Below are 17,788 nucleotides of genomic sequence, written 5' to 3'. Positions count from 1 at the left end.
GGACGCCTCAAGGACTGGCGGCGCATCCACACCCGATACGACCGATGCGCACACACCTTCATGTCCGCCATCGCTCTCGCTGCCACCGTCATCTTCTGGCTATGATCAATGAGTCCTGAGCCTAGTGAAAACCTAGATGTGAGCCTGTTTCTCGGCGTTGAGCCTACCGTAAGCGGCCTTGAAATCACTGTCCGCTTTTCACCTATCTGAGACGTTCACGACGTCCGCTTCGCGGACCGAGGTAGTCCGCCATCCCACAGCTTCATAAGCAGGCGTTGGTGACGGGAGAGATAGGTCAGGATGCGCCGATCAACCGGCGCCAGGCGAACCCTCGACCCTTTACGCAGCCTTTCAATCCTTAGTGAAAGCCTCGAACTGTGGGAGGCGATCACAAATCACGTCCCAAGGCGCTTTTGAACCCATGAAGATGTAAGCGGGCATTTTTCCGTGACAGGGCATTTGGGTCTTCAAAGGCCGCAGCGGACTGTCCGCCCGGGCCTGAATCGAATGCCCTGTCACCGAAAAGACGATGTTGCGGATTTGTTCTTGCGCTCCGCGTGAAAACGTGAGACAAGTTCTCAGCGTTGACGTTTGCGTCCGGGACACCCTGAGGGGTCCGGGCGCGGCCTCCGCGGGCGGTTTTCACATCACATGAGAGACCTGGCGATGGACAGGGAAGGCGGGGCCGCGGAGGCCGTGGACCAGGCCTCTGGCGCGGTCGTGACGCGGGGGCGCGTCTATGTGCGCTGGTCGGACGCGGTGGCGGAGCGGTTGCTGGCGCGGCTGGCGGCGGGGGAGTTTCTGTACCGGATCGCCCGCGACGACGGCATGCCGACGCCCGAGGCGGTGGCCAAATGGGCGAAGGAGCGACCGGCGTTCGGCGAGCGGCTGAGGGCGGCGCGGGCGGAAGGCGGGCGGCCCCAGGGCGCGCGGGGGCCGGTCTCGACCTTCTGCAAGGGGATTGCGGCGGAGATCTGCGAGCGGGTCTGCGAGGGGGAGAGCCTGACCCGGATCGGGGCGGATCCGACCATGCCCAGCCTGTCGACGATCCAGGCCTGGCGGCGGCAGAACGGGGTGTTCGACGAGGAGGTGCGGCAGGCCAAGGAGGTGATGGGCGAGCGGTTCTGCGACGTGGGCTGGGCGCTGGCCGAGGCGGCGACCCCGGAGACGGCCTATCTCACCCATGTGAAGCTGACCCACGCCCGCTGGATGGCCGGGGTGATGGCGCCCAGGGTGGCGCGGTTGAAGCCGATGGAACCGGAGAAGCCGCGTCAGATGCGAACCATCCTGTTCCGGCATTTCAAGGTGGAGGTGGACGAGGCGACCGGCGAGAAGAAGGTAGTGAGCTATTGCCCGAACCCGATCACCGGACAGGTAGAGCGCGAGGATACCCCCGGCTGGACCCAGTCGGGCGACCGGTTCACGGCCTCGCTGCCCGGCAATCGCAAGACCGGGGAGGGGCGGTAGGGCGCCCTGCGTGAATCCGTATTTCTGCTGGCGAGCCGACGGCCCGGACAGTAAGGCCATCCCATGATCGAACCCCATCCGTCCGGCGGCTACATCCTGGACGAGCTTGTCGTCGGCATGACCGCCGAGAAGCTTGTCACCGTGACCGAACAACGGATCGACCAGTTCGCCGAGGCCTCGGACGACTTCAATCCCGTGCACATGGACGAGGCGTTCGCGTCCAGGACGGCCTATCGCGGCCGGATCGCGCATGGCCTGCTGTCGGCCTCGTTCGGATCCGCTGTGGTCGGCACGATCCTGCCCGGCGCGGGTGCGATCTATCTGGGCCAGACCCTGAATTTCCACAGGCCGGTGCGGATCGGCGATGTCGCCTCGGCCCGGGTGACGGTGGCGACGATTGATCACGCGGCCGCGCGGGTGGTGCTGCGCTGTGAGGTCTATGTGGGCGGCGATCTGGTGATGGACGGCGACGCGACCGTCCGCGTTCCACGTCGGCGGCGGGTTCAGAAGGATCTCTGACCGGCGCCGCCTCTTTGAACCGCAGAAAACGCGGAATGACGCAGAAGGATTTCTTGGCGGCGCGTTTCTGCGTTTTCTGCGGTCATGGCGGCTGGCGCTGACGCGCCAGGGCTTGGCCAAGCTTTCGCCGCATGGGGCCTGGAGTATGCTGGCGGCGTAGAGGGGCGACGGTATGAGGTGGTTCGGGTGGCCGGGGTTGGTGGCGGCGGTGCTGGCCGGGCCGGTGGCGGCGCAGACGGGCAAGCCGGTGCTGGCGGACCCCGAAGGGGCGGTGGTCGAGGAGCTGGTGGTGACGGCGCGGGTGGTGGGGCCGGCGTGGTGGCGGGTCTCGGACGATGACACCACGGTCTATATCCTGGCCCTGCCCGATACCTTCCTGCCGCGTGACCTCAAGTGGGACCCGTCCGGCCTGAACCGGCGGCTGAAGGGCTCCAACGTCCTGATCGGCGGGGGGCGGTCCTTTACGCTGGGCATCCGCAACATTCCGCTCCTGCTGTCGCTGCGGCGTAGCCTGCGGATGAAGGGGACCATGGAGGACGATCTGCCGCCGGACCTGAGGGCGCGGTTCGTGACGTTGCGCGAGGGGCTGGGCAAGGACGCGAAGCACTATGCCGGCTGGGGGCCGATGGTGGCGGGCTTCACCCTGGTGGGCGACGCCCGGGAGGGCCCGCGCGGGCGCAACGCCGAGGATCAGGTGCGCAGCGCCGCGCGCAAGCTGAGGATCAAGGAAAAGAAGCTGGAAAGCCGCAACGCCGCGCCTTTGATCAAGGCGTTCAGGAGCGGCCTGACCATGGACATCCAGACCGCCTGTCTGGATGCGGCGATGAGCGATGTGGAGGCCGGTCCCGGCGTCGCGCGGGCGGCGGCGGAAGGCTGGGCGCGCGGCGACGTGGGCGCGGCGCTGAAGGCCCCGCGGGGGTTCGAGAAGTGCCTGCTGGTGATCTCGGGCGGGGCCGAGGCCTGGCGCGAGACGGTGGACGCCCAGGCGGCAGAGATCGCCGAGGCGCTGAAGGCGCCGGGCAAGGCGGTGGCGATGGTGCGTCTGCGGCCGCTGATCGCGAAAGGCGGCGTGATCGAGACGCTGGAGGGGATGGGGCTGGAGGTTGAGGGGCCGGCGGAGCGGTAGGGCTCAAACGGATGCAGGGCGACAAGTCCCGCCTCTCGCTTTTGGCTTCCAACCGAATTACGAACCCGCCATGCGCATCCTGCTTTTCGTCCTTCTGGGTCTGGTCTCGTTGTTCGCAACCGCGGCGGTGGCGGCGGACATGTTCAGCCGTGTTCACAAACCGCGCGGGGCCATGGTCGACATCGGCGGACGCAGCCTGCGGCTGGTCTGCGAGGGGCCGAAGTCGGATAGGCCGGTGATCTGGATGGAGGCCGGCGCCTTCAGCGGCGCGGCGGATTTTGCGGCGCTTCAGCAAAAGCTCGGCGCGAAGGGGTTGCGCACCTGCGCCTATGACCGTGCGGGGATGGGGTACTCCGACCCCGGTCCTGGGCCGCGGGACGGCGATGCCATCGTCAGGGATCTGGGTGCGCTGATCGCCGCGTCGGGGGAGCGGGGGCCGTTCATCCTGATGGGGCATTCTATGGCGGGCCTCTACCTGCGCCAGTTTGCGGTGCAGAACCCGGACCGTGTGGCCGGGCTGGTGCTGCTGGACGCTGTGACGCCGGAGATGATCGGGCTGCCGGGCGCCCAGGTGTTCGTGGACCGGATGACGGACCTGGCGCGGCTGGGGTCGATTGCGGGGAGCCTGGGCCTGACCAAGCCGTTCTATCTGATGGGCGACCGGGTGGGCCTGCCGCCGGAGGGGCGCGCCGAGAAGCGGCGGGGGTTTGTCAATGGCCGCCAGAGCCGGAACGCCTATGCCGAGGTGCAGAGTTGGCGGGCGGCTGGTGAGCAGGCGCTGATGGCCGGGCCGTTACTGACGGACTGGCCGATAGCGGTGATCACGGCGGGACCGCCTTCGCCGCAGATGGACGTCTGGAATGAGGTCCGCCACGCGCCGGCCCGGGACTCGCGCGCCGGGTTCATCGACAACGTGGATGAGGCCAGCCACACGACGATGCTGGGCCTGACCTATGGCGACCGGGTGGTGGCCGGGGTGGAGAAGGTGCTGGCGGCGCTGACGCCTACATCCGCTCCGGGACGCTGATCCCCAGCAGGTCCAGCGCCAGTTCGAGCTGGCGCAGTGTGGTCGCCGCCAGCGTGAGGCGCGATGACCGCAGGACCGGTTCCGCCGACAGCATCGGGCAGGCGGCATAGAACTTCGAGAAGGCCTGGCTCAGGCGATAGGCGTGTTCGGCCAGCGCATGCGGCGCCTTGCGGTCATAGGCCTCGCCGAGCGCGGCGTCGAAGGCGTCGAGCGTGAGGACCAGATCGCGCTCGGCCGGCTCCGAGACCGTGACCGGACCCTGCGCGAAGCCCTCGGCGGCGGCGCGGCGCAACAGGCTTTTCACGCGAACCGCCTGATAGAGCAGATAGGGGCCGGTCTTGCCGTCGAAGCTGGTGAAGCGGTCGAGGTCGAAGACGTAGGAGGTGCCGCGGAAATTCTGCAGGTCGGCGAACTTGAGCGCCGCGACAGCCACCTTGCCGGCGATGTCCTCGAACTCGGCGGGGTCCATGTTCTCGCCCAGACCCGCTTCGGTCAGCCGCTCGCGCGCTTTCGACCGGGTCATTTCGATCAGGTCGTTGAGCTTGAGGACGCCTCCCTCGCGGGTCTTGAAAGGCTTGCCGTCGGTTCCGTTCATGGTGCCGAAGCCGATGTGCTCCAGCTGGCTTTCCCGGGCGTAGCCGGCCTGATAGGCCGCGCGGAACACGATCTCGAAGTGGTCGGCCTGACGCTGGTCGACGCAGTAGATCACCAGATGCGGATCGAACGCCTGCTTGCGGTCGAGAATGGTGGCCAGATCGGTGGTGCCGTACATGGCCGAGCCTTCGGACGAGACCACCAGCAGCGGCGGCAACTCGCGTTTGTCTCCCTGCTGGGAGACCCGGATGATCCGGGCGCCCTGGTCGTCGACCAGCAAGCCCTTGGCGTCGAGTTCAGCGACCATGGGTAAGATCAGGTGCTCGACGTCGCTCTCGCCCTTCCACCAGTCGAAGTCGATGCCGAGGGCGTGGAAGTCGCGTTCCAGCGCCACCTGGGTGACGGCGCGGAATCGTTCCCAGAGGGCGTAGAACCCCGCCTGCTTGGACTGCAGGCCCATGGTGATCTTGCGGGCGCGGTCGCGGTAGTCGGTGTCGGATTTGCCCCGGGCTGCGGCCTCCGGATAGAGGCGATCGAGGTCGGCCAGGGTGACGGCGTCCATCGGCGTGAGGTCACTCGGCGCCGCTCCTGAGACATTGGCGGCTTCAACCAGGTCACGGATCGCGGGTTGCTCGTCCATGACGGCGCCGATCAGGAGGCCCATCTGATAGCCCCAGTCGCCGAAGTGGGCGTCGCCGATCACCTCGTCGCCCCGGAACCGGAACAGGCGCTTGATGGACTCGCCGATGATCGAGGCGCGCAGGTGGCCCACGTGCATCGGCTTGGCCACATTCGGGCCGCCGTAGTCGACCAGTATGCGGCGGGGCTGAGCCACCTTTTCGGCGCCCAGGCGCGGGTCGGCCGCAATCTCGTTGGCGCGATCGGACAGCGTGGCCCCGGCGACCTTCAGGTTGATGAACCCGGGGCCTGCGATTTCGACCCCCGCCAGACGCGGGTCAGCCGCCAGCCGTTCGACCACGGCGGCGGCGATCTCGCGCGGATTCTTGCCCAGGCGCTTGGCGGCGGCCAGTGCGCCGTTGGACTGGAAGTCGGCGAGGTCGGGGCGATCGGACGGTGTCACCCGGCCCAGTTCCGGAGGCGCGCCAATGGCGGCGAAGGCGGCTTCTACCGCCTCGCCCAACGCCCGCTTGAGGTCGATCATGGGTTTGGCGCAGCGCTCGCCTGGCCGACATTCAGCCGGAAGCGTTTGCCCTCGCGATTGAAGGCGGCCATCTGCGGCGTCACGTCAAAGCCGATCAGGACCTCGAAGTTGGAGCCGGAGGTGGTGACCGCCGCGCGCGGGATGACGATCTGGTTGATGTTCTCGGTCAGATAGACGCGGTCCTGGCCTTCGGGGAAGGTCACCGGCAGGTCGAAGAATTCCTTGGCGATGACCGTGCGGTTGCGATCCGTAACCGCGACCCAATAGCGATAGGTCTTCTCGCGGCCCTGGGCCTGGGGACCCTTGCCCAGCTCGAACAGCACCTCGACCGTCACCTTGATCGGCTCATCGTCCTTGTAGGCGCAACCGGCCGAGATACCCTGGATTTCGCCGGACCAGCCCACGGCGGCCGAGGCCTCGCGGTTGTCCTTGAACTCGATGTAGCGGCTCGCGTCATAGAGAGACTTCACAAAGGGGCAGGGCCCGGCGTTGCGCAACGCCTGCAGCGGCGCCTGGTTGTCGCCCCACTCCTCGCGTTGCTTGCGCTTCTTGGAGGCCTCTTCCTGCTGGCGGCGCTGGTCGGCCTCCGGATCGCGGCGGCCCTGCGCATATGACAGGGTGGGCACGGCGGTCAGCGCAGCAAGCACGGCCGCGACGAGGAGCAGATGACGGCGCATGGCAGGCGTCCAGACAGGAAAGGCCGCGAGGCGTCGCGGGGTCATGGCCTAACTACAGCCTGACGATTGCGGCTGCAACGCGGCCTGAACGCCGCCCGCTTTCAAAGCTGGACCCTGTCGCAGGGTGGTGGCGTGAATTTCGGGCCATGGCTCGGTCAGGAACCGCTGGCGCACCACCCAGCAGCAACATTCCGCCGGCGCCGGCATTCACGAACATGCCGACCGTCTTGCCTTGGTGCGTTTTCTTCGGTCTTGATTGACGCAAGGCGAAGTGGCCACCCTGAAGTCAAACTAGCTCCCAAGGAAACGCACTCATGAAGACCCGCATCACCGAACTGTTCGGCATCCAGCACCCCATCGTCCAGGGCGGCATGCACTTTGTCGGCCTGGCAGAGATGGCGGCGGCGGTGTCGAACGCCGGGGGCCTGGGCATCATCACCGGCCTGACGCAGCGCACGCCAGAGCTGCTGGCCGCCGAGATCGCCCGGTGCAAGGCGATGACTGACAAGCCGTTCGGCGTGAACCTGACCTTCCTGCCGTCTGTGACCCCGCCCGACTATCCCGGCTACGTGAAGGCGATCATCGACTCGGGCGTGAAGGCGGTCGAGACCGCCGGCAACAATCCGCAGAAGTGGCTGCCTGCGCTGAAAGAGGCCGGTATCAAGGTGATCCACAAGTGCACCTCGGTTCGTCACTCGCTGAAGGCCGAGGCCATCGGCTGTGACGCCGTCAGCGTCGACGGCTTCGAGTGCGGCGGTCACCCGGGCGAGGACGACGTGCCCAACTTCATTCTCCTTCCCCGGGCTGCAGAAGAGCTGAAGATCCCGTTCGTGGCCTCCGGCGGCGTGGCCAACGGCAAGCAGCTGGTGGCGGCGCTGGCCATGGGCGCCGAGGGCATCAACATGGGCACGCGCTTCATCGCCACGCGTGAAGCTCCGGTCCACCAGAACGTAAAGGACGCCATCGTCGCGGCCACCGAACTGGACACCCGCCTGGTCATGCGCCCCCTGCGCAACACCGAACGCGTGCTGACCAATAGCGCGGTTGAGCGCCTGCTCGTTAAAGAGAAGGAACTGGGCTCGAACATGAAGTTCGAGGACATCATCGCCGAAGTGGCCGGCGTCTATCCCAAGGTGATGCAGGACGGCGACATGGAAGCCGGCGCCTGGTCATGCGGCATGGTGGTGGGCCTCATCCACGACATCCCGACGTGCAAGGAACTGATCGACGGCATCATGGCCGAGGCCGACCAGATCATCCGTGAGCGCCTGGGGCGGTTTGCGACGGCCTGATCCAGGTTAAGGCGGCGGAGCTCCGGGTCGGGGCTCTGCTGACCATGATCAAGTCGCGGGACAAGGTCGCACGTACGTGGAACCCGCGCGCGGGGTCGTAGGGTCCCGAATCAATGCGGCGCTCATGTGGAGACGCGCCCTGCAGAATCCGACGTGCAAGGCCGATAGATCGGGCGTATAATCTTACCAATTCCAGATCGATGCAGATATGGTAAGAAAATGTCCGACACCGCCACCCTGTCCGCGAAGTTCCAGATTTCGATCCCCAAGGCGGTGCGCACAGCCAGGCGGTGGACGGCGGGGCAGCAGTTTGTATTCATTCCCAAGGGGACCGGTGTGCTGCTGGTCCCGGCGCCGGCGGCGGCGGACCTCGCCGGGATAGCCAAGGGGGCGAACCCCGACGGCTACCGCGACCGCAGCGACCGGTTCTGATGGTGCTGGTCGACACCTCGGCCTGGATCGAGTGGCTGATGGGGTCTGCGACGGGCCGGGCCGTGGGTACAGTGATGCCGTCACAGGACGAGTGGCTGGTCCCGACAATCGTCCAGCTTGAGCTGGCCAAGTGGCTGACCCGCGAACTTGGCGAAGACCGGGCCGATCAGGTGATCGCGTTCAGCCAGATGTGTCGGATCGTCCCGCTGGACACCCGGACAGCCCTCGCGGCGGCCGAGCTCTGCGCGCGGCATCGGCTGGCGACGGCAGACGCCATCGTCTACGCTGCCGCGCAGGACCATGACGCCGAACTCCTCACCTGTGACGCGCACTTTGAGGGGCTGGATGGCGTCAGATACCTGGCGAAGTCGAGCGCTGATTGAACGCTGGCCGTCCCGCATCACGCATTTGGCGCTCTCCCCAACACCCGCCGCCCAAGCCCCATGATCGCAATCAGCACGACCTCGATCACCATCGGTGGGATCAGGGCTGTGCCGCCGTCGGTGGTGACCAGGTTGAACACCCGCCCGGCCAGCGCCAGGGCCAGCAGCAGCAGGACCGGGGTCAGCCAGCGGGCCTCGTTGCGGATGGCGGCCGTGAGCGCCAGGATCGCCGCCGCGCCAAAGAAGGCGGCCATGTCGGCGCGGATGGTGCCCAGTCCCACGGGCCCCTCGGCGGTGAGGCCCATGGTGGCGGCAAGTTCGGCGGGAGCCAGCCAGAAGCGGCTGGCGATCAGCAGGCTGAGGACGCCGGCGAATCCGACCAGTCCGCGCACGACGCCCTGGCCCACCCGGATCGGTGCGCGTCCCAAGCGTCGACGGCGGGCCTGGGCCAGGACCACGGCGAGCGTGATGACGCCCGCGACCGCCGCCAGCCCGAGGCTGGCGGGCAGGGCCAGCGCCTTGATGAGGCCGGGACCGCTGGCCTTAGCCACCTGTCTGTCGGGAGCATAGTCCTTGGGGACCTCGGCCACGCCGACGCGGGCGGCGTAGGCCTCGTAGTCCGCCTTCATCGCAGCGAGCTGTTCCGGCATGGCGGCCGACAGGTCGCGGGTCTCGCCGGGGTCGCGGACGATGTCGTAGAGGCGCCAGTCGGGCGAGCCGAGTGTTCCGGCGTTCTTCGTCAGTTTAAGGTCGCCCTTGAAGACAGCGATGTCGCCGGCGGCCTCCATGGAGACAGGCGTGGCGGGATCATAAACGGTGGTCGCAGCGCCGCTCAGCAGGGGCCTGAGCGTTCGGCCCACGATCGGGGCGGCCGGCGCCGGCGCTGGCGCGACACCGGCGTAGTCGAGCAGGGTCGGCGTCACGTCGGTGATGAAGGAGAAGGCGCGCGCGGTGGCGGGCTGCACGCCGGGCCCGGAGATGATCAGCGGCACCCGCATGCCGCCCTCGGAGGCGTAGAACTTGAAGAGCGCGCCCGGCGCGGCCGCGGCGCTGGCCCAGCCGGGGCCTATGGCCGAGAAGGCGCCGCGACTGCCCAGCCGATCCAGCGCCGAGGAATAACCCACCGCGTTCAGCCACAGGCGGAACAGGGGCTGGGCGGCGGGGTCTGCGGCTTCGGGACCGTTGTCGGAGAGGATCACGAACAGGGTGTTGTCGTACTGCCCGGTCTGTTTGAGGTGGGCGACCAGTCGTCCGAAGTGGGCATCCATGGCTTCCAGCATGCCGGCGTTGACCGCCATGTGCCGGGCGGCGGCCTGCTGCTCCTTCGGAGAGAGCTTGTTCCAGGCTTTCACATTGGAGGGCGGGGGGCCCATGGGCGTGCCGGGCGCGATCAGGCCGGTGCGTACGGCGCCGTCGTAGCGTCGCTGGCGCTGGACGTCCCAGCCGTGGGCGTAGGCGTTCCTGTACCTGTCGACATAGGCCTGCGGGGCCTGGGTGGGGATGTGGATCGCCAGGAACGGCAGGTAGGCGAAGAAGGGTTTGCCGTCCTTCGGCGCTGTGTCGATGTTGCGGATCAGCCGGTCGACGAGGAACTTCGAGGAATAGAAATCCTTCGGCAGGTCGGCGGGCTTGCCGTCCTCGAACCAGTCGGCGGTCTTGTAAAGGGGCAGATAGGGCCGCTTCTGGTAGTTGTCGCCGCCGGTGGCGTCGAGTGCGAAGGATCTGTCGAACCCGCGGGCGTTGGGCAGGTCGTCCGGGCCATGGCCGAGGTGCCACTTGCCGGCCATCCAGGTGTGGTAGCCCGCGCTCTGCAGCAGGGTGGAGACCGTGGTGACGTTCTTCGCGAGGCGGCCTCGATAGGCGGCGACACCACGATGTTCGTCGGGGGTGCTCTCGGGCAGGTTGGCGATGCCGGCGGTGTGGCTGTCGACGCCGGTGAGCAGCATGGCGCGGGAGGGCGCGCACATGGGCGAGGCGTGGAAGTTGGAGAACCGGGCCCCGCGGGCCGCCAGGGCGTCGATGTTGGGCGTGGCGATCTCGCTGCCATAGGCGCCCAGGTCTGTGTAGCCGCCGTCATCGATCACAACGAGGACGATGTTGGGCGCGTTCGGCGCTGTTTTGGTGAGGCCCGGCGTCGGCGCACTTAGGGCCAGCGCGAGCGCGATGGACGAGGCCAGCGCTGCGCCGGGCCGCTTGCGAAGGTTGGACAGGATGCGGGCGAGGCGGGTGTTCTGAAACAGCATCCCTGTCCATACCCCCTTCGCCGAGCTCCTTGTCAAACTGACGCCTGGGCAGGCGCCGTTGCGCAGGCCCTTCTGTCAGGGCGCACTCCTGCGCTATGAGATGGGGCAGGATCGCAGGGAACGACGACCCGGGAGGACGATGCCGATGACTGACCTCGTGAAGGTTTCCGACGTGGGCCATGTGCGCACGATCATGCTCAATCGCCCGGACAAGAAGAACGCGCTCAGCACCGAGCTGGCCTGGGCCGTGATCGGCGCTGTGGACGAGGCGGCTGGCATCGACAATGTGAGGGTGATCGCCATCACCGGCAGCGGCGACAGCTTCTGCGCCGGGCTCGATCTGTCGGGGGGCGAGCGCTACTCGCCGCTGACTCCGCAAAGTTCCCAGCTGGACGATATCGGCTGGGTGGGCCAGTTCCTGCTGTCGATCCGCAAGCGCTGCGACAAGCCGGTGGTGGGCGGGATCAATGGCGTGGCGGTGGGCGCGGGTCTTGGCCTGGCCATGGCGACCGATGTTCGACTGGTGGCGCGCAGCGCGCGGCTGATGGCGGGCTACACCCGGATTGGCGGTTCGCCGGACGCGGGCCTGACCATCACCCTGCCGCAGGCCATGGGCTATGAGAGGGCCATGCGCTTCATGATGGAGAACCGTACGGCGCTCGGAGAAGAAGCTGTTGCTCTTGGCATGGCCGGCGAGGTCGTCGACGACGACAAGTTCCACGACCGGCTGCAGGCCTATTGCCAGCAACTGTGCGAGTGGTCGCCGATCACCCTGCGTCTGCTGAAGCGCGGCATGGTCAAGTCGATGGAGAGCACCGACATGGAGCAACAGCTGCGCTATGAGGTCGCTAATATCCGCATCGCCTTCTCCAGCGACGACGCCAAGGAGGCCCGCACGGCCTTCTTCGAGAAGCGCAAGCCGGTGTTCTCCGGCAAGTAGACACAACCAAAACACAAGAACGATCCGAGGAAATCATGACCGACCACCTGCTCGAGACGCTGGAAGATGGCGTCGCCACCCTGACGATGAACCGCCCTGAGGCGCGCAATGCGCTTAGCGGGCCGATGATGGCGGCGTTGGCGGAGGCCGTGCCGCGGCTGGCGGCGGACCCGAAGGTGCGGGTGGTGGTGCTGACGGGCGCGGGCAGCGCGTTCTGCGCCGGCGGTGACGTAAAGGGTTTCGCGGCGGATACCGGCCGCGGCGCCGATGGCGGAGCGGGCCCCAGCTTTGAACAACGCCTGTACAGCTTGCGGACCGGCATGGAGGTGAGCCGCTGGCTGCACGAGATGCCCAAGCCGACGCTCGCGGTGATCCCCGGGCCGGCGGCCGGCGCGGGCCTCTCGATGGCTCTGGCCTGTGATCTGCGGATCGCGGCGGACGGCGCGAAGATGACGACGGCGTTCTCCAAGGTCGGTGTCTCGGGCGACTACGGCGGCAGCTACTTCCTCAGCCATCTGGTGGGCGCCGCCAAGGCGCGCGAGCTTTACTTCATGGCCGACGTGATCACGGGCAAGGAAGCCGCAGCGCTGGGCATCGTGAACCGTTCGGTACCCGCCGAGGATCTGGCCCAGGCGGCGGCCGAGTTGGCGCGGCGACTGGCGGGCCTGCCGACAGTGGCCATCGGGCACATGAAGAAGAACCTGAACACAGCGGACCACGGCAGCCTGTCGGACGTGTTGGACTCTGAAGCCATCCACATGATCCGCACCATGATGACCGAGGATCACAAGGCCGCCTCCCAGGCGTTCGTCGACAAGCGCGCACCGGTTTTCCAGGGCCGCTGACCCGACGGACAAGGAGAGACGCCGCATGACCGCCGCCCTGTCGAACTATCCCCTGGCCGGGCTGAAGGTGCTGGACTTCTCACGGGTGCTGGCCGGCCCCTTTGCGGGGCGGATACTCTGCGACCTGGGCGCTGACGTGGTCAAGGTGGAGCCGCCGGACGGGGACGTCACGCGCTTCTGGGGAAAGGTGGTGGGGGGTGTTCCGGGCTACTATCACCAGCAGAACGCCGGCAAGCGGAACATCTCCATCGACCTGCGCGCGCCAGGCGCGAAGGAACTGGTGTTTGATCTCGTGCGGCAGGCAGACATCCTGCTCGAGAACTACCGGCCCGACGTGATGCCCCGACTGGGGTTCGGCTATGAGGCGCTGAAGGCCGTCAATCCCCGCCTGATCATGCTGTCGATCTCGGGATTTGGCGCGAACGGGCCGGAATCGCGCCGGCCCGCCTATGCGCCGATCGTTCATGCCGAGTTGGGTCTGCTGGCCCGTACGGCGCGGCGGGGGAAGATCCCGGCCCATGACCTGCCGCTATCTGTGGCTGACACCAACGCTTCGCTGCATGGCCTGATCGGGGTGTTGTCGGCGGTGATCCTGCGGGAACGCACGGGGTTGGGTCAGCACATCGACATGGCCATGGTCGACGCCACCCTGGTGACGGACGATCAGATCCACTACGAGCTCGAAGATTCCGAGGCCACCATGGGCCTGCCGGCGGAGGTGTGGGAAACCGGCGCCGGGCCGATCCTGGTGTCGTCGGATATTCGCCTGCTGTGGCGCCTGATCACGACGAAGCTGGGCGTGGCCGATCCGACCACGCCGGACATGGATTTCGAAACGAAGATCGCCGTCCGTCGCAAAGTGATCGAAGACTATCTGGGTGATCTCAGGACCTGGGACGACGTCGAGACCGCCATGGACCGGATGAACACCGCCTGGGGGCAGGTGCGGCCTGGCGCAGAGCTCCGCGACCAGCCGACGCTGAAACACCGCAGGTCCATCGTGGAGATCGACGACCGGGCGGGCGGCACGCGACCGATCCCGCAATCACCCTACCGCTTCTCTGATGCCCGGAGCGGTGTCCGGGGGCCGGCGCCACACCTCGGCGAGCACAATGTCGAGGTTCTGGGCGAATGGCTGGGTCGCTCAGCCAGCGAGGTGGAGCACCTGGCGGCAGCGGGCGTGCTCACCGGCGCGCCGACAGCCTGAGCTTCCCTCGTCCGGGTCAGACCAGAAAGGCGGCAGCCCTGATGACGGCGTCAGCCAGAGCGAGATATATGTCGTGCCCGAAATAAGTCGAGCGCCCGGGCGCCCTATCTCCAGCGCCTGACCTTGTGGGTGTGAGTTTCGTGTGAAATCCGACGGCCTCCAACGCCATCGCGCTACCTTGCTCGCTGGCCTGCTCGTGGCCTGCGTGGCGCCGGCCGCAGCCCAACCCGCCGATGCCCCGTCCGCCGCGACGGGTGTTGTAAGCTATCCCGCCAGCTTCTATGCGCCAGGCCAACCCTCATCGGCGCGCGAGATGATCGAGCGCACGCCGGGCTTCGTACTGGATCGTGGCCAGGGCGTTCGCGGCTTTGCAGGAGGTGGCGGCAACGTGCTGATCGACGGCGAGCGGCCGACCTCCAAGTCAGCGCCCCTGGACAGCATTCTCCAGCGAATCTCTGCGGAAACCGTGGAGCGGATCGACGTCATCCGCGGCGGAGCGCCGGGCATCGACATGCAGGGCCAGGGCGTGGTGGCCAATGTGATCCGAAAGTCGGGCGCAGCCTCGTCGCAGGCATTCCAGCTGTTCAGCAAGGCCTACGCGGACGGCTTCGTGGGCGGCTTCGTGCGAGCCGAGGCGAACTGGCGCTCTGGCGGGCTTTCGGCAGAGGCCCAGATCAGCGGTCGCAGCGATGTCACCTCCGACAGCGGCGATGGCAAGCTAAGCCGGACTCGCCCGGGGGCCTCGCCCTATGAAGCCGGTGACTTTGACGCAAAGACCCTGTCGCGATTTGTGCAATTCAACAGCGCTGCAGAACGTCGCACCGCCACCGACGTGCTGCGTCTGAATGTCTCGGCGGAACGGGAGACCTCGAACCGGCGTGAGGTGGCCGATCTTGCCGGCGCTGCGGCCAGCCGCTTCCAGGAAGTCACCCGTATTCGCGGCGGCGACACCGAGTTCGAGGTCAATGCTGATTACGAGCGCCCGATCACCGGCGATCTGGCCCTGCAGGTGACCGGACTGCAGCGCCTGGAACGCGAAACCATCGATGCCTCGAGCGTGACGCCGCGACGTTCACAGTCGTCCATCGAAAGCGCCCGGTCATCGGAGAGCATCGGCCGGGGTGTGCTGCGCTGGACGCAGCCGTGGGGGGCGATCGAGGCCGGTGGCGAGGGGGCGCTCAATACCCTGAACGCCAAGGCGGCCCTGGTGCTGGCGGGCCAGGCCTCGCCCGTGCCGTCATCGAATGTCCGCGTCGAGGAACAACGTGGGGAAGCGTTCCTCACGGGCAGCTATCGTCCCATGCCAGGCCTGTCGCTGGAAAGCGGCGTGAGGGTGGAAACCTCGACCATCACCCAGAGCGGTGGCGCCAGTCAGGAGAAGACCCTGACCTTCATCAAACCCAGAGCTTCGGTCTCCTGGGGACTTGGTGACAGCCAGATCCGTCTGCGGATCGAGCGCACGGTGGGACAGCTCGACTTCGAGGATTTTGCCGCAAGTTCCGAGTTTGAGGCGGACTCCGTGACGGCCGGAAACTCGGATCTGGAGCCCGAGCGGTCCTGGGTGACGGAGCTGGCGCTGGAGCGGCAGTTCTGGTCGTCAGGTGCGGCGGTCCTGACCCTGACCCACGGAAAGATTGACGAGGCCATCGACCTTATCCCGGTAGCCGGCCGGTTCGACGGACCCGGAAACATCGGATCCGGAACCCGCGATGAGGCCCGGCTGAACCTGACGGTTCCGCTGGCGAACCTCGGGGTGTCGGAAGCTACGCTGCGCTTCACCGGAACCTGGCGGAAATCAAAGGTCACCGATCCGGTCACGGGACAGCCCCGCCGGATCTCGGGCCAGCGTCCGTTCGAAGGTCAGCTTGAGATCACCCGCAATCTGCCGACCCTCAAGTCGACCCTGGGCATGGAAGCCAACCTGGGGTTCGAGGAGACCTTTTACCGGATCAATGAGATCCGTCGCGTCGAAGAGGCGCCCCTGATCAAGTTCATCTGGGACTGGACGCCCCGGCCCGACCTGTTGATGCGCTTCCAGCTGGAGAACATCACAGCCCGCGAACGCGTCCGCACCCGCACGGTCTTCGTCGGCGCGCGCTCGGCGGGGCTGGTGGACTTCCGGGAGCGCCGCTCCACCCGGCTCAGCCCGATCGTGACCGCCCGCGCTCGCTGGCTGTTCTGATCAGGGCGGCGGGGTTCGGACCGCGCCGTCAAGCCGCATCGTCTCGCCGTTGAAGGCGCTGTTGCGCAGCATGGTGAGCGCCAGGTCGCCCCGAGTGGTGAGCAACGGGACCCGATGGCCAGGATCGGATGCTATCCCGGCCAGTAGATGAATTCGTCCGACTTGGTGGCCTTTTGCTCCAGGGTCTTGTCGATGGTTACCGGCATCTCGCCGGCGGCCGGATAGAGCGGCCCGGGACTGTCCTTGCGATGGGCGACGAGGGCAGCTTTCAATTCGGAGACCTTGGCGGGATTTGCAGCGGCAAGGTTGGTCTGTTCGGTGGGATCGACGGCCAGGTTGAAGAGCCAGTCCTTGCGGGGGCGCTCGGCCGTCTGAAGTTTCCAGCCATCCTTCAACACCGCCAGATAGTGGCCGTCCTGCCAGAAGATCGCCCGCGTCGGCAGACGCGTTGGCGTCTTGCCGGTCAGGTAGGGCATCAGGTTGACGCCATCGATGGGTCGGTCGGCCGGCGCCTTCGCGCCGGTGGCGGCGGCCAGGGTTGGCAACAGATCGATATGGCTGACCGGGTCCGGAATTCGCCCGCCGGCGGGAATCTTTCCGGGCCAGGAGACGAAGTAGGGCACGCGTATCCCGCCCTCGAAGAAGGTCAGTTTCCAGCCGCGATAGGGCTTGTTGATCTCGGGCAGGCCGATGTAGCCCGGCCCGCCATTGTCGCTTGAGAAGACGATGATGGTGTTTTCGTCCATCCCTTCGGCGCGCAGCGTTTCCATCACGCGACCCACGCTGCGGTCTATGGACCTCACCATGGCGGCGTAGACCCGCATCCGGTGATCCTTGATCTGGGGTAGCGCGTCATAGTCGGCTTTCGACGCCTGCAGCGGGCTGTGGACGCCCCAATGGGCCAGATAGAGGAAGAAGGGCCGGTTCTTGTTGGCCTTGATCACCTTCACCGCCTCGTCGGTGTAGTAATCGGTGAGATATCCGCGCGGGGCGAACATCGGGCCTTCATTGAAGCTGGTGGCGTACTCCATCCGGGCCCAGAGAAACTTGTCGATCGGGTCAAAGTCGACCTTGGCGTTGACCACGCCGGGATCCTTCTCCGGCAAGTAGAGCGCGCTGGCGAGCAGCAGGCTTTCGTCGAAGCCCTGGGCGTTGGCGCCAAACGTCTTTCCGCTGCCCAGATGCCACTTCCCGATGTGGACGGTGTGGTAGCCGCGGTCTTTCAGAATTTCGGCGACGGTGACCTCGGAACCGGGCAGGCCCTGGTCAGCCATGGGCGGCAGCTTGGCGGCGGCGTCCTTGTTCGACAGCATCGGGTGCGGCTGCGTGCTGTCGTTGAAGAACAGCGGCAGGATGCGGTTAATACCGGCAGGGGTCGGCGTAAACTCGAAGCCATGCCGGGTGGGGTAGCGACCCGTCATGACCATCGCGCGCGAAGGCGCGCAGGCCGCCGTACCGGAATAGGCCTGGGTCATGGCTGCGCCCCGGGCGGCAAGGGCATCAATGTTGGGGGTAGGTACAGCGCCGCCCGCCACACCGCCGCCGAAAGTGCTGATATCGTTGAACCCCAGATCGTCGACGAGGATCACGACCACGTTGGGCGGCCGATCGCCCGCGGATGGCGTAGCCGGACCCTGCGCCCAGATCACCTCGCGATTCGGCGCTATATGCTCACGGCCGATCTGGGTGACC

The 17,788-nt window shown here is 66.9% G+C and carries 15 protein-coding genes and 1 pseudogene; 12 read left to right on the top strand and 4 right to left on the bottom strand.

The annotated features are described in order from the left end of the window. From ACIQ3B_RS15425 to ACIQ3B_RS15405, 5 genes and pseudogenes are all read left to right on the top strand, one after another. Positions 1 to 105: pseudogene (locus tag ACIQ3B_RS15425) on the top strand (IS5/IS1182 family transposase); the annotation flags it as partial. 561 nt (positions 106 to 666) lie between these two features. Beyond that, positions 667 to 1,467 carry a hypothetical protein gene (locus tag ACIQ3B_RS15420; RefSeq protein WP_397404100.1) on the top strand — a complete coding sequence of 267 codons (801 nt, stop codon included), beginning with the start codon at positions 667 to 669 and terminating at the stop codon, positions 1,465 to 1,467. 63 nt (positions 1,468 to 1,530) lie between these two features. Further along, complete coding sequence (locus ACIQ3B_RS15415) at positions 1,531 to 1,986, top strand: MaoC family dehydratase (RefSeq protein WP_397404098.1); 456 nt, start codon at positions 1,531 to 1,533, stop codon at positions 1,984 to 1,986. Between the two features lie 172 nt (positions 1,987 to 2,158). Beyond that, the gene (locus ACIQ3B_RS15410) at positions 2,159 to 3,112 is read left to right on the top strand and encodes a TraB/GumN family protein (RefSeq protein WP_397404096.1); all 954 of its coding nucleotides are present in this window, start codon (positions 2,159 to 2,161) and stop codon (positions 3,110 to 3,112) included. A 70-nt stretch (positions 3,113 to 3,182) separates the two neighbouring features. Then, entirely contained in the window at positions 3,183 to 4,139 is a 957-nt protein-coding gene (locus tag ACIQ3B_RS15405) for an alpha/beta hydrolase (protein ID WP_397404094.1), read from the top strand. On the opposite strand, the gene argS is transcribed toward ACIQ3B_RS15405, so the two are convergent. Both argS and ACIQ3B_RS15395 read right to left on the bottom strand, forming a co-directional pair. Then, positions 4,117 to 5,895, bottom strand: coding sequence for an arginine--tRNA ligase (gene argS / locus ACIQ3B_RS15400; protein ID WP_397404093.1), 1,779 nt, complete (start codon positions 5,893 to 5,895; stop codon positions 4,117 to 4,119). The genes ACIQ3B_RS15405 and argS overlap by 23 nt on opposite strands. Next, positions 5,892 to 6,572, bottom strand: a complete 681-nt coding sequence (locus ACIQ3B_RS15395; protein WP_397404092.1) for a Tat pathway signal sequence domain protein — start codon at positions 6,570 to 6,572, stop codon at positions 5,892 to 5,894. Before ACIQ3B_RS15395 ends, argS begins: the two co-directional genes overlap by 4 nt. A 314-nt stretch (positions 6,573 to 6,886) precedes the next feature. Between ACIQ3B_RS15395 and ACIQ3B_RS15390 the strand changes: the two genes are divergently transcribed. The 3 genes from ACIQ3B_RS15390 (at position 6,887) to ACIQ3B_RS15380 (ending at position 8,679) form a co-directional block, all read left to right on the top strand. Next, positions 6,887 to 7,864 carry an NAD(P)H-dependent flavin oxidoreductase gene (locus ACIQ3B_RS15390; RefSeq protein WP_397404090.1) on the top strand — a complete coding sequence of 326 codons (978 nt, stop codon included), beginning with the start codon at positions 6,887 to 6,889 and terminating at the stop codon, positions 7,862 to 7,864. Between the two features lie 219 nt (positions 7,865 to 8,083). Beyond that, positions 8,084 to 8,296 (top strand): AbrB/MazE/SpoVT family DNA-binding domain-containing protein, encoded by a 213-nt coding sequence (locus ACIQ3B_RS15385; protein WP_397404089.1) that lies wholly within the window; start codon positions 8,084 to 8,086, stop codon positions 8,294 to 8,296. Further along, a complete protein-coding gene (locus ACIQ3B_RS15380) occupies positions 8,296 to 8,679 on the top strand; it encodes a type II toxin-antitoxin system VapC family toxin (protein ID WP_397404087.1) in 384 nt (127 codons plus the stop codon). The genes ACIQ3B_RS15385 and ACIQ3B_RS15380 overlap by 1 nt, the downstream gene beginning before the upstream one ends. A 17-nt stretch (positions 8,680 to 8,696) precedes the next feature. Here ACIQ3B_RS15380 and ACIQ3B_RS15375 read toward each other — a convergent pair whose 3' ends face one another. After that, on the bottom strand, positions 8,697 to 10,922 hold the full coding sequence (locus ACIQ3B_RS15375) for an arylsulfatase (RefSeq protein ID WP_397404085.1): 2,226 nt from the start codon (positions 10,920 to 10,922) through the stop codon (positions 8,697 to 8,699). 145 nt (positions 10,923 to 11,067) lie between these two features. Between ACIQ3B_RS15375 and ACIQ3B_RS15370 the strand changes: the two genes are divergently transcribed. The 4 genes from ACIQ3B_RS15370 (at position 11,068) to ACIQ3B_RS15355 (ending at position 16,096) form a co-directional block, all read left to right on the top strand. Next, on the top strand, positions 11,068 to 11,862 hold the full coding sequence (locus tag ACIQ3B_RS15370) for an enoyl-CoA hydratase/isomerase family protein (protein WP_397404083.1): 795 nt from the start codon (positions 11,068 to 11,070) through the stop codon (positions 11,860 to 11,862). Positions 11,863 to 11,897: 35 nt separating this feature from the next. Then, positions 11,898 to 12,707: an enoyl-CoA hydratase gene (locus tag ACIQ3B_RS15365; protein WP_397404081.1), complete on the top strand. Its 810-nt coding sequence runs from the start codon at positions 11,898 to 11,900 to the stop codon at positions 12,705 to 12,707. 25 nt (positions 12,708 to 12,732) lie between these two features. Further along, positions 12,733 to 13,914, top strand: coding sequence for a CaiB/BaiF CoA transferase family protein (locus ACIQ3B_RS15360; RefSeq protein WP_397404079.1), 1,182 nt, complete (start codon positions 12,733 to 12,735; stop codon positions 13,912 to 13,914). A 142-nt stretch (positions 13,915 to 14,056) separates the two neighbouring features. Beyond that, complete coding sequence (locus tag ACIQ3B_RS15355; RefSeq protein WP_397404077.1) at positions 14,057 to 16,096, top strand: TonB-dependent receptor plug domain-containing protein; 2,040 nt, start codon at positions 14,057 to 14,059, stop codon at positions 16,094 to 16,096. Positions 16,097 to 16,227: 131 nt separating this feature from the next. Here the strand turns inward: ACIQ3B_RS15355 and ACIQ3B_RS15350 are convergent. Further along, the coding region (locus ACIQ3B_RS15350) for a sulfatase-like hydrolase/transferase (RefSeq protein ID WP_397404075.1) at positions 16,228 to 17,788 on the bottom strand (1,561 nt) is incomplete at its 5' end.

Source organism: Phenylobacterium sp. (genome assembly GCF_044358365.1).
In the GTDB taxonomy this organism is placed as follows: domain Bacteria; phylum Pseudomonadota; class Alphaproteobacteria; order Caulobacterales; family Caulobacteraceae; genus Phenylobacterium.
The sequence above is the reverse complement of the archived record's forward strand: the minus strand, read 5'-3'. Positions and strand labels throughout refer to the sequence as shown.

What these genes read in the sequence shown, in the direction of transcription:
- ACIQ3B_RS15420 (WP_397404100.1), top strand. Translation starts at nt 667, where the DNA reads ATGGACAGGGAAGGCGGGGCCGCGGAGGCCGTGGACCAGGCCTCTGGC.
- ACIQ3B_RS15415 (WP_397404098.1), top strand. Translation starts at nt 1,531, where the DNA reads ATGATCGAACCCCATCCGTCCGGCGGCTACATCCTGGACGAGCTTGTC.
- ACIQ3B_RS15395 (WP_397404092.1), bottom strand. Translation starts at nt 6,572, where the DNA reads ATGCGCCGTCATCTGCTCCTCGTCGCGGCCGTGCTTGCTGCGCTGACC.
- ACIQ3B_RS15385 (WP_397404089.1), top strand. Translation starts at nt 8,084, where the DNA reads ATGTCCGACACCGCCACCCTGTCCGCGAAGTTCCAGATTTCGATCCCC.
- ACIQ3B_RS15410 (WP_397404096.1), top strand. Translation starts at nt 2,159, where the DNA reads ATGAGGTGGTTCGGGTGGCCGGGGTTGGTGGCGGCGGTGCTGGCCGGG.
- ACIQ3B_RS15365 (WP_397404081.1), top strand. Translation starts at nt 11,898, where the DNA reads ATGACCGACCACCTGCTCGAGACGCTGGAAGATGGCGTCGCCACCCTG.
- ACIQ3B_RS15380 (WP_397404087.1), top strand. Translation starts at nt 8,296, where the DNA reads ATGGTGCTGGTCGACACCTCGGCCTGGATCGAGTGGCTGATGGGGTCT.
- ACIQ3B_RS15390 (WP_397404090.1), top strand. Translation starts at nt 6,887, where the DNA reads ATGAAGACCCGCATCACCGAACTGTTCGGCATCCAGCACCCCATCGTC.
- ACIQ3B_RS15360 (WP_397404079.1), top strand. Translation starts at nt 12,733, where the DNA reads ATGACCGCCGCCCTGTCGAACTATCCCCTGGCCGGGCTGAAGGTGCTG.
- ACIQ3B_RS15405 (WP_397404094.1), top strand. Translation starts at nt 3,183, where the DNA reads ATGCGCATCCTGCTTTTCGTCCTTCTGGGTCTGGTCTCGTTGTTCGCA.
- ACIQ3B_RS15375 (WP_397404085.1), bottom strand. Translation starts at nt 10,922, where the DNA reads ATGCTGTTTCAGAACACCCGCCTCGCCCGCATCCTGTCCAACCTTCGC.
- ACIQ3B_RS15370 (WP_397404083.1), top strand. Translation starts at nt 11,068, where the DNA reads ATGACTGACCTCGTGAAGGTTTCCGACGTGGGCCATGTGCGCACGATC.
- argS (WP_397404093.1), bottom strand. Translation starts at nt 5,895, where the DNA reads ATGATCGACCTCAAGCGGGCGTTGGGCGAGGCGGTAGAAGCCGCCTTC.